Here is a 14,385-nt window from a genome sequence, read left to right as displayed (position 1 = left end):
GACATTATTCTCGCGAAGTGGATGGGAGGCCAGGTTTTTTCGAAAGGGTGACCTCAATTTTTTTTAGTGTGTCGTTGCTCGCTGTACCGGTTTTTCCCATGACCACCACGCCCATCCCTTCCTTGATGAAGGCGTTGTTATCGTAAGTTCTCGCGTAATAGTAAATATCGTTCGGCTCCAGGCCGGCCGGGTGGTGAGTGGTCTTGAGTTTTAGTGACCAGTCATTGCCAGTCAATGTAATGACCGAGGCGGAAGGTATATCGGCGAATTGGATTTTGCGTGGCTTGGAAAGCGTTATGTTGAGTGTGAATGTTTCGCCATACTTTTCTGGGATGATTAATTCGTTAAAGGCTTGGTCCGGGTCGGTAACCATTATAACGCCCGACTGGAGGGGGGCACTTTCAGTGTTCATGCTGGTCGTCTCATGTCAGCGTGTGGATCGGGTGTGCCGCAGCTGGAGTGCCCGCGACATCCATGAGCGAAAGTGATGCGCATAGGCCTCACGTATTCGCATACAGGCTAGGGGGGCTTTCTCTGGCGCGCACCTAGCAGTTTTACCAGTTGTTCGACCGATCCGAGCAGGGCTATAACTTTGCTGAAATATGTTGCTGGCAGACGAGGCCCAAGTGTTCCAGGGCGTAGCGTTCAGCTGGCACTCCTACAGTCGCCCATGCGATGGCGTCGACGTATTCGTCCTGTTCAAATTGGCAGGTTGATCAGCGATTGCGACGTTTCAGCGTAAAGGGTAATTAACCTGAGGTCGCTTGACATGAGTGGGCTGAAAGCTGCACCCGAGAAGCCGCATATCCCTGATTTGAATGAACGTGATGAGATAGATCTGGATAAATTGGGTGCCGATGCATTGGTCGTGCGTATTAAGTACACGGGTATGGATGACGCAGATACTGTAAGCCCACGCTGGATAGGGGCTAACCCGGGCGGTGATGCCTTCGATGATACAGGCGCGGGGTACCCGGTCGACCCGATAGATGGGGTCGAGGTAAAGATCGATAACGCAACTATCCGAGGCGCCGCTGGCGGATGGGCATTTCTGTCCTACACCGTATTCCCATCCGGCGGCAACCCGCTGGAGTCACTTCGGCAGTTTTGCTATGTGGGGGTGCGCCCGCAAGAGGGAGGCGAGACGCTAGCGGTGCTACAGGCGCTGCCCTCGCACGGCTTGGTCATTCAGCCCCGCAAGCTCCCCGTCGGTGGTGTGGTGACCGTGCTTGTCGCTCCCTACCAGGCCATGCAGCCGGGAGACAAAGTCCATCTCAAGGTGGTCGGCTACGACGAAGATGGGGATAAAGATGATGATTGGTCCAGGACGCTGGTAGTCGATGAAGACCATTTCGGCAAGAAAGCCCTCTCGGCCACCGTTCCCAAAAACTTTTTCAGCTTACTGGAAAAGGGCCATGCAGAGGGCTCTTACAGCATTGAATTGGTGAACGGCAGCAAGCTCGATTCGCCTGTCCAACGCTGGGAAATCGACTCGGGCGCGACTTTGCCCCAGCCCCTCGAAAAACCTGCCATCGATGGGCATGCGGAGGGCGAACCGCTGGAGCCGGCGAAGCTCCGCTCGGGCGTGACGATCCGGGTTCCGGTGTACCCTTCGATGGCGCCGTCTGACCGCGTTGTCATGCATTGGCGCAGCCCGGTGGGGGACCTGATCCAGTCGGTGCGTGTCGATCCCAGCACCATGGAGGCGGCCTCGATCCCTTTTCAGGTTTCTGGCGAAACCTTGGCGTCCAATGGGGGCACGACGGTGTGGTTGAGCTACCAATATGGCCGACCGGGCGAGAGCCTGAGTTCGAGCGAGTTGCAGGTAGAGATACTGCCAATGCGAGAGGCGCTGGTGGCGCCTGATATCAGGGGTGCCAACCCGGATGCAACGCCAGATTGGGGAACGATGGAGGCGCTGTCTGGTATTGACGGCGTATATGTTGTAGTGCCCACCGGCGTTGTCGCGCCTGGAGAACGCGTGCAGGTGCATTGGATGGGGCATTCCGAATGGGGCCAATACGTGGCCAAGGAGCCTGCGAGCACAGCCGACCCGCTGCGTTTTCTCATCCCGGCGCAGTATGTTGTGGCGAATATGGCGCGGGGTAACAAGGACGAATCCAGGCGTTTCAAGGTGTTTTACCGGGTGATCAACGAAGCCGATGAAGCTGATTATTTCGACTCGGTGGCCTACCACCTGCGAGTAGCGCCACTGCCACATGAACAGTTGCCGCAGATTATCTGCAAGGGTGTCGTTGGTAAAGAGCTGCCGCTCTCGAAAGTGCCTGAAGACGGTGCCGAGCTAGAGCTGGGAACTTGGCACTTCATTGCTGAAAAGCAACTACTGACCTTGTCGATCGTCGGCGTGACGGCAGAGGGCGAGCAGGAATACGTGTTTCACGATGCTATCGAAGTCTCCTCAGGGGAAGTCGAGGCCGGGGTGAAGGCGAAGTTACCCAAGGACATATTGAAGCGGCTCATCGTGGATCAGGGATTCACGTTGTATCCACGGCTCAGCTATGACGGTGGAATTTACTATACGCCCTTTCGTGTTAATAGCTTGACGTTAGTCGACTAGTTCCAGGTTGTCGCGCATCAAGTGCTGGCGTTTTGTTTCCAGCGATGACGGGCGCTGAGTGATTTTAAGTGAAGTGCTGTCAGCAGGTTGTTTTGTTGTAACGCTGTGCGGGCACACTGCTGTGCAGTCTGTGATGCACCTTTCTTGTTTCTAGAGTTCAGAGGGTTAAATAAATGCCTAGGCCTACACTTGCTCAATATTTGAAATTCCTTGGAGAAAAGCCCCAGACGAAAGATTGGGGGGCTATACTGGTTTATGATCGTTTTAAGACCAACATGCTGTTGACCCAGGAGCACATTGAACGTTTCGACGGTAGCCATTGGCTAAAACCTATCAACCTGCGTGATCTAACTGAGACGGGTAGTTATATTGATCTGGCGGAGCTTACCTTCAGCAAACCCAGCTTGACCTTCGTCAACTCGAGCATTAGTAGCTCTGATGCGCGGTTGAGCATGCGTATGGTTGGCGGCACCATCAAGCATCTGCGCGAAAAGTCAGGCAGTGATACCTTGGAAGTGGTAAGCATCGCTCGGGTCGACCCACTGACCGCCCCGTCCGTGCGTATGAACATCTCTCTCAAAGAGAGCAACGGGGGCAACATTAATGACAAGGGCCGGGTAACACTGAACCTGGCCGAGGGTACAGCCTATACGTTCGAAGTTTCTGCATGGAAGGACTTGAACGATAAGGTGGGTAGCGCTATTCGGAAAGAGTTTCAAGGGAGGGAGGTGGAAGAGCAAGTATGGGAACTGAACACGCTCGCGCCAGTGGAAGGTGAATTGAAGCCGACTTCTTTCTCGGTTCGAACGCACTCACTGGCCAAGGCCGGCCAGGCGCTCGCGAGTACTGATCCGGCCGAACTTGAAGAGGGCGCGGTACTGGTTGGCGTGGCCTTCCATGGTGAGGCGGTCGGTGATTGGCCTGCGGGCGATGAAGGTTTTCCGTATTTACTGCCATTGCCAGCGCCGGGCAGTGAACACGACTCTTACACGTTAAACTTGATCATAAGTAATGACAGCTGGGTCAAGCATGTGCTCTCCAAGCTGTGGAGAAGTGTGCCCGAGATCACGGACCCGGAACCGGTGTTCGTACAAGAGGGTGCTTTCTGTGTAGGAATTGACTTTAGTTCCACGGTCAATTTCAGTTACCCAGGTGATCGCGAGGATTTTGACGAAGATAGCTGGGTGCGCTGGCAGCGTTATGACGCATTTGCTTTGACAGAGAATGACAAAAGTTTAAGGTTTCGCTTGGTCGCAAACAACAAAATTATTTTTCAGTGGGCTCCGGTTGCAGACGTTACATTCGAGGCTTATTTCCTTTGGACCGAGGTTTGGTGGACCGCTGAGCGGCGTGCGCGGTACAAGCTTTTGTGCACGAAAGAGTTTGATATTGACCTTGCAAATGATGGTAGAGTGATTTTCAAAGCCGGTTCTGAGACGTCGAAGGTCGTTGATATCGAGAATCTGGATGGTTATAACTGGGGGATCGGTCCATTTGAAAAATATATCATACAGGACACCGCCCCAGTCGTGTTGGAAAGCGTAGTTGCGAGTTTCAAGACGATCTGGACGGCTGTGAATAACGCATCGGTTTCGCTGGACGTTTTGCGTTTGAATGGGTTGTTGTTCCGTAGCAATCAGGTCGCTGAACCCCAGCTTGTGCGAACCCCGGGCGACCTGTCGTTGCTGGGTACCCTGGCACCGAAGTTCACCGCCTTTGCCATTGAACCTCTAGAGGCATCGATTGGGGCCGGTACAAGTCAGGACTTCGCCCTGACGACACCACCCAACGGCCCAGTTACCTGGACTGTCAAGCCCGTGCCAGGCTCAGAGGGTGAAATAGGCTCTATCAAGGATGGCACCTATACCGCGCCGACGCGGGACAAGATCACAGGTGCCTCGAAGCAGGTCATCGTCGAGGCCCAATCAGGCGACAGTATCAGTCGGGCATTGGTGACAGTCGTCGCTAGAAAAGTCTCGGCCTATCCGCTTCTACAGGTCGCCCATTATTCGCCGGAGCCTCCGACGAAACCCCGCACTTACCTGCTGATAGGTGGCAGCTTGGATGAACAGTTGCAGTGGAGCATGGGGGGCGGTGCCAAAGGCGCCTTGCGTGAGCCAAACGCCGACGACGATAACCTTGAGATTCCCCCGGGTGCGAACGCGCGCATTTATGAGGCACCGACCCATCAACCGGGTGCTGCGAACACGATTGGGCGCGTGTTGCAACTGGACACTGTGCGGGTATCCGCTGGGGGGGAGACGGACGTCTTCGATATCCTCATAGCGTGGTTCCCTGTCACTGGCGTGCTCAAGGCTACGCAGCCGGAAGAAGGAAAGCTGGCGCTGGAGCTTTGGACTCCAGGGGGAATGATGGACCCTGAGCTAATCCCGCCTGATGCGGTCGATTGGTACACGGTAAGGGGGGCGGGCAATATTGATGAAAAAACGGGTGTTTATACAATCAACGAAAAGGACAGCGATTACGTCATTCTTGCAGCGATTGAAAAGACTAGGCCCAATACCTGGGATTACGTCGTGCTTCCATTACCCTACGACCCGGATTACATCGAGAAGCTGAAGCAAGTCAAGCAAAACACCGGTGCGAAGGGGGCTTGATCATGGCTAGCAATTCAAAGGATGACCTGCTCGCAGAACTGAGCAAGGGTGACGCCATGCACGGCTGGGGTGCGATGCTCTCGATCGGCCGCGACCGTTTCAACCAACTGTTGCAGGATCGCTTTGTCGAGGCATTCGCGACCCAGGACTTTATCGTGCCGTTCAGCGGCGAATATTACGCGGATAACAACACCGAGAAGGTTGTTTTCGCGAACATCATGTTCGGCCCGCCCCAGGTGTCGTTCAGAGCGGCCAGTGGTCGGTCGGCACGGGTCAAGCTGAGCATGGAACTGATCGCCGGCAGGTGTAGCATGATTGCCGAGTACCCAGGCGAGCCTGGCTTCTTGAGGCGCAGCCATGTGCTGCAGCCGGGCATGGGCTTTCGATTCGAAGTGACCGTCGATTTGCAGGTAGTGCGGTCACGTAATGCCGACAAGGGCCAATTGGTCATCGATTGGAGTACGGTCTCCGACCCGGTCTGTAACCTGGCGCCAACCCCAAACGCCGAAAGCACCATGGGCGCATATTTGCTGCGGCAGCTGGGGCCGCAGTTGCGCAACTGGGCATTGCCGGTGGTAACGATCGAATTCCACTTTGGCTATAACGCAATGTCCGTGGTGGATTTCACTGTCGTGGCGCAAAAGGCCCCTGAAGGGGGGGGCAGCGGCTCATCGCCTGCGGACGATGGGGCCGTGGTGTTGCTCATGCAGTTAAGGGGTGCGCTGAAGTGGGGCTATGCGCCTGCCGGGTGGCTCTACCTACTGCCGGCGAGCGGTGCCGGCAAGGACAACTACGGTGCTTCGCTGCTGGTAAGCAAGGCTTGGGCCCCCCTGATGGCCAAGTTCGCCACCGACGTGTTGTCGCAGGTGGTCTTGCCGCAGAAACATGAGATTGCGATGTCCGAAGAGTACAAGAAGCATGACACCATCCTGTTTGGCGATATTACGCCTAGCAAGGACGCGCGTATTCTGCAGCCGGCGCTAAGTAGTCTAGGGGCTTCCAGGGACAAGCAATTCACCCTGACGGGCACGGCGCCCAGTGAATGGTCGGTGCGTAATCTCACTTATCCGCGTGCGTGCGGTGACATGGTGGCCGGGCGTTATACCGCTTCGGCCATCGACAAATTTGCCAGTGACTCGCAAGTTGTCGTAGTGACGGCCAAGCTGACCAACTCGCCCGACAGTGAAGTACGTACGGCATTAGTGGTCGAGTCCAGCGAGGCCTTGGCGATTTCACCCAAGGTAGTGCTCTGGAACAAAGGCGATCCTGCGCTCACGCTGACGGCGTCACATGGCGAGGGCATATCCTGGGCGCTCGAGGATGGCACCACTGACGGCTTTGAAGCGATTCCGGGAGACCCCCGCAGTGTCAGGTATACGCCGAGCGCCAAAGACGAAAAGGAGCCAGTGGAGCTGTTGCGTATAAAGGTGTCGCGCGGCGCCGACAGCGGCTATGCAACGGTGGTGATGATCAAATACTCCATGATGCTCCAGCTCGAGCCGTTCCATGTCACCCAAATGCCACCCAGCGGGACCCAGGACTTCGCTCTTCTCGATTATAAGGCGGACTCATGGTTGCTCTTCGGTAAAGGTACGCTTAAGGACGGTGTCTACACCGCGCCGGGGGCTGAGCCAGGCGGGCCGGGTGAAGTCAGCGTCGTTGTCGGCGTTGCCTACGGGCTTGGGGGGCTTGCCGTGATCGAGCACGGGCGTAACAGTGTGCAACAAATGGCCACACTGCAGGAGCGTTGGAAAGCGCTCAACAGATTTGAAGTTTTGCGTAATAACAGCAATCGTAACAAGGTCTGGGCCAATGGTTTGCAGCAGGTTGGCATCGACGTCGTTATCGAAACCAAAAGTTTCGAGGGGGCTGACGGGACTGTATGGGACCCGGTGAGCGATCAGGAATTATCGACGCTGGAGCTGCTATACGAGGACGGCAGCCCAGTCTACGTCTTGCCGGCTGGTGCTGATGGGTTGGACCCTGATGAGCTGCCTGAGGAGGCAGCTGACCAGAAATGGGCAGTTACCAAGCGTCGCAATGTTCGCTACGACTACTTTCCAGTTAGCGCGGTTCAGGCTGAGCAAGACTCATTGCTAGCGCCTATCGACGCACGGCGTACCGTGACCTTCTTTGTGAACGCCCTGGAGGCTGAGGTCAGGAAGTTCAAGGCCAAATTCCAGGATCATAACAACGGCTGGCATTACTCTGACCTCGTGGAGGAGGGCCCGGGGGTGCTCGAGCTGCAAGGGGTGCAAGTTTCCCCGCCCAATATTGATGATTACAAATTTGAGCCAAAGCGGGTGTATACCCACGATGGTAGTAATCACTCAAACGGCGACTTCTTCAACTATTGGCATTACACCACCGATTACTGGGTACTCAGAGCTCCCGGGCTCGAGTTTGTCAGGGCCCGTCTGGCGCATGCTTCGATGATGAAGTGGGAAAGCGAACTGATCGACGAAACCTACTGCAGCTACACAGGGTTTGCGTTCATTCCCCGTCGTGATACGGATTCCGTATCGCCACTGAGCGGCATCACGTATGGGGCTGAACTCGAGTTGCTGGTGCATGAGGAAAAGGTGAAGTTTGAGGGCCTGGATTATGAGTTCAAAGGCCATGAATCCGTCAGTGCTGGCACCCTGCTGTTGAGCCTGGACCGGGTACCGAACTTGAAATACTGGGTTGACACCGAACATACCGAGTATCGCAAGGTATTGGACAGACCACTGGTCGTAACGCTCACCGACAACTACGGCAATGCCCACCGCTTGAGAATTACCTTCAAGGGCGGTGTGGACAGCCGCAATCAGTTTGTCCTTGAGGGGCAGTAAAGCCAAGTCGCCCGTTCGCGGGCGACGCACCCCATTATCGAGTGAGTATTTACCATGACGACCCAATCCATCGTCCATTCCAATGCTTTCAACTTCCTCAGCTTCGTGCAGGGTGGCGTTGACCCGCGAACCGGGCAATACACACTGGCGATCCAGTTACCCGAACTGCCCGCCAACGACCTTAACGGCCCCAGCCTGCCGCTGCGGCTGTCCTACAACCCGATGAGCAAAGGGGATCCGGGGTTCGGAGGCGGTTGGAGCTTGAACCTGAGCCAATTCACGAACCGTGGGATGCTCAACCTGCATTCCGGTGAAAGCTTCAAAGTGGACGACAACGGTCCGGGTGAGCAGGCCGTGGTGCTAGAGCGCAAAATCGACAGCTTTCATTTTGAAAATGTCAGCGAAGGCGAGCAAAAGCGCTATCGCGTGGCGCACAAGACCGGTTTGATCGAGCTGCTTGAGCCACAGGCTCCCGATTACACCGTGTCCTTGCCCGTGCGGGTGCTGGCAGAGACAGGTCACGGCATCACCCTGGGCTACACGCCTGTGGACGGTGCGCCCTGCCTGGAATGGATCGTTGACGACACCAACAGGACCTTGCTGAAAATCGACTATTCCACCAGCGATGTGCTGATCGACTTGAACCCCGGGACCAAAGCCTTCGCACGTTACACCTTGGTACGCGACGGCGATGAACTGAAACAAGTCGTGTTACCCACCCCGGACAAGGCACGCTGGGAATTCGACTATCATCCGTTGCAAACTGAGTCGTGGGGCATTTTGCGTTTGTTGACCCATGTGCGGACCCCGCTCGGTGGCAGCGAAGCCATCGAATACAAGTACGATGGTCATGACTTGCCTGGCGGGAGGACGCTACCGTACGTAACGCGCCATGTCGTGAGCCCAGGCTTTGAACAGGACGATGTCGAAACACGCTATGCCTTCAGCAGCAACAATTATCTAGGTAATGGCGCCGGCGTCAGTTGGGAGGACAATGGCTTCGACAACTTGTACAAGTTCACCGGGAACGATTTTCTCTATACCTCGACGACAAGCCACTATATGAACAAGGTTGCGGTGCGCGTGGTCGAGCGCAGTTTCAACCGCTTCCATTTAATAACCAAACAGGTCACTACCCAGGAAGCCTGTGTCAATACCGTTACCACCACCTATCATGAGCTCGATAATTTAGAGTTCTCGGCACAACCGAATAATTTCCAGTTACCCAAGACCGTGACAACCGCCTGGCGGCTGGCAGGAAACTCAAACGCTTACCGGGAGCAGACAGTCACCACTGGCTATGACCCATACGGCAACCTGATACTGGAGCAGCAACCCAATGGTGTGACAACGCACAGCACCTATTACCCAGCGGCCGCCGAGGAAGGCTACCCCGGTGATCCAGAAGGCTTTGTCCGGTGGCTGAGATCGCGCACGGTGGAGCCCGCCGCCGAAGGCGATGCCGGAGCAGAAACACTGCGTAGCGACTATACCTACGTCAAATTGTCCGCCCTCGACGCTGATGCCAGGGGCAAGTTGCTTCAGCATACTGAAGCACTGGTGCGAGTGCAGGGCGCCAAGCTGTTGCGCCATACCCAGAATGAATATGCAGACAGCGTTGGCGGTACGTGGCATCGTGGCCTGGTGCGAGGGCGCCAGATCAAGGCATTGCGTCATGGCCAGTCCAGGCTCGCGACCCCACGCGACGATAAGTTGCAACATGGCCGGCCTGTCAGTGAAACGCTGAAGCTGAACGGCAAGGTTACCCATACAACCTATAACTACACCCGGGTTGAGGTAGACCAGCATCCCGCTGTGCAAACCGTGGCGACTCTGAACGGCTTCGACCATGGGCATTATCTGCCAGGTACGGGCAAGCGTCACGCGCAAAAAGTCACCACTTTGCGGCATTCGGTGTTGATCGGTGAACCGCTGCTCCATTATGACGAAAACTATGAGAGCAACGATGTGCAGATCGCTTATACCTATGACGAGCTGCGACGCGTAACAAGCGAAACCGTTGCGCCGGGTACCGAGTACACGGCGAAACGCGAGTACAGCTACCACCTGTCGTCCAATGGCAGCCAGGCTCTGCAGGTCATGGTAGACGTCAAGGGTGTTACGACCTGGAGCTATGTCGATGGCCTGAACCGCGAAGTTCGGCGGATGCGCCAGGATCCCGACTATGCGCTTACGCCAGCAGCCCAGGAAGCGCAGCGTCAGACCTATAGTGCAACGTACGATGCCCTGGGCAACCTGGTTGAAGAGGTTGAGCATGAGTGGCTGGCGCTGGAAGACCTGCCGCTGACCACCCGTTACGAGTACGACGCCTGGGGGCAGCGTTGCTGTGAGGTTGGGCCGGATGGTGTGCGCAACCATGAACAAACCGACCCGATCGGCACGCAAGAATCAGCAGGGCCGATCATCACGCAGTGGCGTGAATCGGGGGATGGTAAGGTGCGCACTGGCAAGACCGTGACATGGCAGAATCTGTTCGACAAGCCGGTGCGTGTCGAGCGCTTGCGCCTTGATGGCAAACGGGAAAGCTTGCACCAGTATTTTTATGACGGCCTGGGCCGGACCTCTCGGGAAATCGATGGCCGTCAAGCGCAAACTGCCTTTGCCTACGATGAATTCGATCGACTGCTCGTGCATACCTTGGCCGATAACTCGCAGGTGGTGCGTGAGTATGCGCCGCATAGCCACGAAGACCTGCCGGTGCTGATCAAAGTGTTGGAAACCGTTGGTGGGGTAGTGGAGGAGCATGTATTGGGCGAACAGGCCTTTGACGGCCTGAACCGTATGGTGGCGTCTGTTACCGGTGGTCGTCGGCGCTTGATGGAATATGCCCCGGGCATGCGCCAGCCGGAGTCAGTGATTTCCCCCCGTGGCGAGCATATTGTTTACAAGTATGTGCCACAGGTAGGTGAAGAGCCTTGGCAAAGGACCCTGGTTAACACCGAGGTGAATGCGGAATACGACTACGACACAAAAAATGCTCGGCTGCTCGGATGCAAGGAAAATGGTGATGAGCTTTCGCGAGACTATTACAGTACCGGTCACCTGCGTTCGGAAACGCGTAGCCAGGGGGGTGGGGAACCGCTTCGCATGCAGTACGTCCACAGCCTTGGCGGTCGCCTGTTGAGTTACACGGATGTATTAGGAGGTGTTCAATCACACCGTTACAACGCATTGGGCCAGCTCGAGGAAACCAGCCTGGGTACACTGGTCAGCCGCTTCTACTATGACGCACTGGGCCGTATCGAGTCCTACATGACGGAAACGAAGGAACCCGACGGTACTGTGCGTAGCCTGACAACTACCTTGGGCTACGATGAGTTCGAGCGCGAGACATCCCGCATTTTTGATTTTGGCGACACGCAGCAGACGTTGACCCAAACCTACGATGCAGTTGATGCAATCGTGACTAAAACGCTTAGTGAGGGCGAGGGCACGCCGGTGCTGCGCGAAGAAAGCTACGTCTATGACGAGCGAGGCCGGTTGACCGACTACGAGTGTCAGGGTGAAGACGCCTATGTACCCGTAGACCCATATGGCAACAAGATCCAGCTGCAGCGCTTCGATATGGACGCACTGGATAACATCACCCGAGTGCGCACCCTGTTCGAGGAAGGCATGATCGATGCCCGTTATCATTTCGACAACCCTTGGGACCCCGCGCAACTGACGGGCATCACCATCAATGGGCTTGAAGATGAGCCGCGAATCATTGAGTTGGAATACGATGCCGATGGCAACCTGATACTGGATGAGGAGGGGCGTCAACTTGAATATGATGGGTTAGGGCGTTTGCAGCGTGTCAAGCTGGCGTCCGGTTCGGGTGGGGCTACCTATGGTTACGATGCGCTGGATCGGTTGGCGATGCAGGATGTACTGTGACCCTTTATCGAGGGGCTACCTGGCTTTGCAGGGGTAATGTCAAGTGGGCCCACCCCGTGGGTGAAAGGTCTTGCGCCTGCGCATAATGCTGCTTGCTTAAGCAGTTGAACCCAATCTGGGCTTTATGGAAAATCCGATACCAGCCCTCTGGTATCGGATTTTCACGTTTGAAAAAAGCATCTTTATAGAGGCGTCAACTGACATTTTTGTCAGTTGCCGATGGGGGATTTACGCTTTTTAATGGGTTCACCTGAGTTTGGTTGGTTTGTCGTTTTTCAACTTCTATCCAGCGGGTGAGGCTATGAACAAGCAAGTAAGCAAGTGGGCGGCGGCAGAACAAGCCCGTCAAAGCGTTCGCGGGGCCAGGGCCCGGGCAGTCGAGGTCGCGCCGCTCGATCCGCCAACTATCAAGGAATCGCTGTTGGCGGACCCAGCAGATAATACTGTGAAGAACAGCGTCTTGCTGAATCCAGCTGAAAACCTGATTATCGATCTGCAAGCTTGGGATACGTTTGCGCCGCCGGATTCTGGCCTGTTTGACACATTATATGTTTATCATACTGCGGCTACGGGTGGGCCAGAGGAAATGTTCAACCGGGAATTCAATGCCGATGATAAGCCTGGTTTTCCTTTTGCATTCACAGTTCCCAAAGCGAAGATAGAGTTGTGGGGGGAGGGTGAACACAAATTCAGTTGTGAAGTTCAGCCGTACAATGGTGGAGACAGGATAAAATCTGATGGTGAACTCAGCCTGATATTTGACCGTGTGCCTCCCTATGGCCAGGCACTGCCAGCACCCTTTACGCCAATTGCGGATGTGACGGATGCCAATATCGATAGCGTGGATTTGGCCTTCCCAGAATATGACGATTATAAGGCAGGCGATACCGTACATGTGTATTGGCTGAAAAGCGTGCCTGACGATCTATCCGAATTTAAACCTGTTGTGAGTGTGCCTGTGCAAGCGCCACCACAAGCGTTGCGAGTGCCTAAGAAGGCCATCGAAGACATGGGTGACGGCGGCGTCTATGCACTCTACCTGTTGGTGGACAAGGCAGGGAACATCAGCAAGCTCTCGCAGTATCTCCCGGTAGGGGTGGCTATCGGGCCCTTGCCCACCGGGTTGCAGGACCCTGTAGTGCCGTTAGCGCCTTCTGGTGATGGTTTGATTGACCAAGAGGATGTTTTCACCGGTGTTAGCGTGCAGATCCCTGAATTTTCAAACTTCAAGCCCACGGATGAGCTTGAAGTGACATGGGGGACGCTCAAGCTCGGCTGGCAACCGATCGGCAACGCTCCCCGCTTCCCCTTGGTCGTCAACCTGACGTCGCTGCAAGTGTGGGAGCAGTATGGTAGTTCAAGCAGCGGCGATGTGCAGACGCCCGTCAGCTATGAGCTGCGACGAGGGGCGGTCTCGGCAGGTAGCAAATCCATTGATGTGAACGTCAACCTCGAACGCATTGGGCCGGTTGACCCAAATCCGGACCCAGAATGGCCAGGGCCCGTCAACCCGAAGCTGGGGCCGGTCACGGTAACTGGTGCAATCTCAGGTAAAGCCAACGAACTGACCCCGGCCGATGAAACGCATCCTGCATCGTTGACGTTTTTGCTTGATGCTGCATTCAAAGAGGGCGACAACATTACCTTCTATTGGGGGGGGCAACATATTGCTGATGCGGATTATCCTGTAGAAAATGGAGACCCCGGCTCGAATATTACGTGTGAAATTCCCTGGGAATATATCGAGGCAGGCAAGAACGGTACCGTACCGGTTCATTATGAGATCACGCGCACTGGCATTCCTAATAAAACGGCTTCACCCTCTACGGATGTGTTAGTCAATGCCATCGTTTTGCGCCCCGAAGCACCTGCTTTCTTAGGCGGAAATACCGAAGCGCCAGTAGGCTGGCTGGGGTGTAAGTCGTTGTTCGATCCAAACGACCCCACTGACACCGTCCCATCTATTCGGGTTCAAGTGCCTGATCTTGCTCAGTATGGCTTGACAGAGAGTGATACGGTGACAATGCACTGGACGGCGGTGCATGGGTACTCTGGCGACACAAAAATCCCGGGTATCGACAAGACAGAAGATATAGCCCTGACTGGCGGTAAGTTGAATGGATTCGTATGGCGGATCGAGCCATATGATAAGCACATTTTACCCATTCCTAACTACAGCACAACCATCAGGGAAGGGCGTGGTCGTGTAACGTATAGCTTCACCTTGGAGGGTAAGCCGTACACCTCACTTACCTTGGAACAAATTGTCTCCATGCACCAGCTTGGGGCTGCCTGCCCACTTAGGCAATGAGCAGTAAAAGGGCGGCGATAGAGCGCGCCATCGCCGTCCTTTCTGAAGTTGACGAAAGGGTTGTAGGGTTTTCCTACAGAATTTTCGGACTGTGTTTAGTAACTTTTCTGCCATAGCCGTTTGGCAGAAACATTAACTGACACA

The 14,385-nt window shown here is 55.4% G+C and carries 6 protein-coding genes; 5 read left to right on the top strand and 1 reads right to left on the bottom strand.

Going from position 1 to position 14,385, the window contains the following annotated elements; genetic code table 11:
• Window positions 1-4: 4 nt before the first annotated feature.
• On the bottom strand, window positions 5-412 hold the full coding sequence (locus tag ACE4QZ_RS19175; RefSeq protein ID WP_028696973.1) for a hypothetical protein: 408 nt from the start codon (window positions 410-412) through the stop codon (window positions 5-7).
• A 357-nt stretch (window positions 413-769) separates the two neighbouring features.
• Here ACE4QZ_RS19175 and ACE4QZ_RS19170 point away from each other — a divergent pair, with 357 nt between their 5' ends.
• From ACE4QZ_RS19170 to ACE4QZ_RS19150, 5 genes are all read left to right on the top strand, one after another.
• A complete protein-coding gene (locus ACE4QZ_RS19170) occupies window positions 770-2,578 on the top strand; it encodes a hypothetical protein (RefSeq protein WP_028696972.1) in 1,809 nt (602 codons plus the stop codon).
• Between the two features lie 275 nt (window positions 2,579-2,853).
• The gene (locus tag ACE4QZ_RS19165) at window positions 2,854-5,196 is read left to right on the top strand and encodes a hypothetical protein (protein WP_223271148.1); all 2,343 of its coding nucleotides are present in this window, start codon (window positions 2,854-2,856) and stop codon (window positions 5,194-5,196) included.
• Window positions 5,197-5,198: 2 nt separating this feature from the next.
• Window positions 5,199-8,030: a hypothetical protein gene (locus ACE4QZ_RS19160; RefSeq protein ID WP_392504541.1), complete on the top strand. Its 2,832-nt coding sequence runs from the start codon at window positions 5,199-5,201 to the stop codon at window positions 8,028-8,030.
• A gap of 54 nt (window positions 8,031-8,084) precedes the next feature.
• Window positions 8,085-11,930, top strand: coding sequence for an RHS repeat domain-containing protein (locus ACE4QZ_RS19155; protein ID WP_410480122.1), 3,846 nt, complete (start codon window positions 8,085-8,087; stop codon window positions 11,928-11,930).
• Window positions 11,931-12,231: 301 nt separating this feature from the next.
• Window positions 12,232-14,241: a hypothetical protein gene (locus ACE4QZ_RS19150; RefSeq protein ID WP_410480121.1), complete on the top strand. Its 2,010-nt coding sequence runs from the start codon at window positions 12,232-12,234 to the stop codon at window positions 14,239-14,241.
• Window positions 14,242-14,385 lie beyond the last annotated feature (144 nt).

Origin of the sequence: Pseudomonas sp. DCA-1, assembly GCF_046523955.1 — a bacterium.
GTDB classification, from domain to species: Bacteria; Pseudomonadota; Gammaproteobacteria; order Pseudomonadales; family Pseudomonadaceae; genus Aquipseudomonas; species Aquipseudomonas putida_Y.
This window is presented reverse-complemented; position numbering and strand designations above follow the sequence as displayed.

Bases quoted from the DNA above. Each gene is read 5' to 3' on its own strand.
- ACE4QZ_RS19165 (WP_223271148.1), top strand. From the start codon at position 2,854: ATGCTGTTGACCCAGGAGCACATTGAACGTTTCGACGGTAGCCATTGG.
- ACE4QZ_RS19155 (WP_410480122.1), top strand. From the start codon at position 8,085: ATGACGACCCAATCCATCGTCCATTCCAATGCTTTCAACTTCCTCAGC.
- ACE4QZ_RS19170 (WP_028696972.1), top strand. From the start codon at position 770: ATGAGTGGGCTGAAAGCTGCACCCGAGAAGCCGCATATCCCTGATTTG.
- ACE4QZ_RS19160 (WP_392504541.1), top strand. From the start codon at position 5,199: ATGGCTAGCAATTCAAAGGATGACCTGCTCGCAGAACTGAGCAAGGGT.
- ACE4QZ_RS19175 (WP_028696973.1), bottom strand. From the start codon at position 412: ATGAACACTGAAAGTGCCCCCCTCCAGTCGGGCGTTATAATGGTTACC.
- ACE4QZ_RS19150 (WP_410480121.1), top strand. From the start codon at position 12,232: ATGAACAAGCAAGTAAGCAAGTGGGCGGCGGCAGAACAAGCCCGTCAA.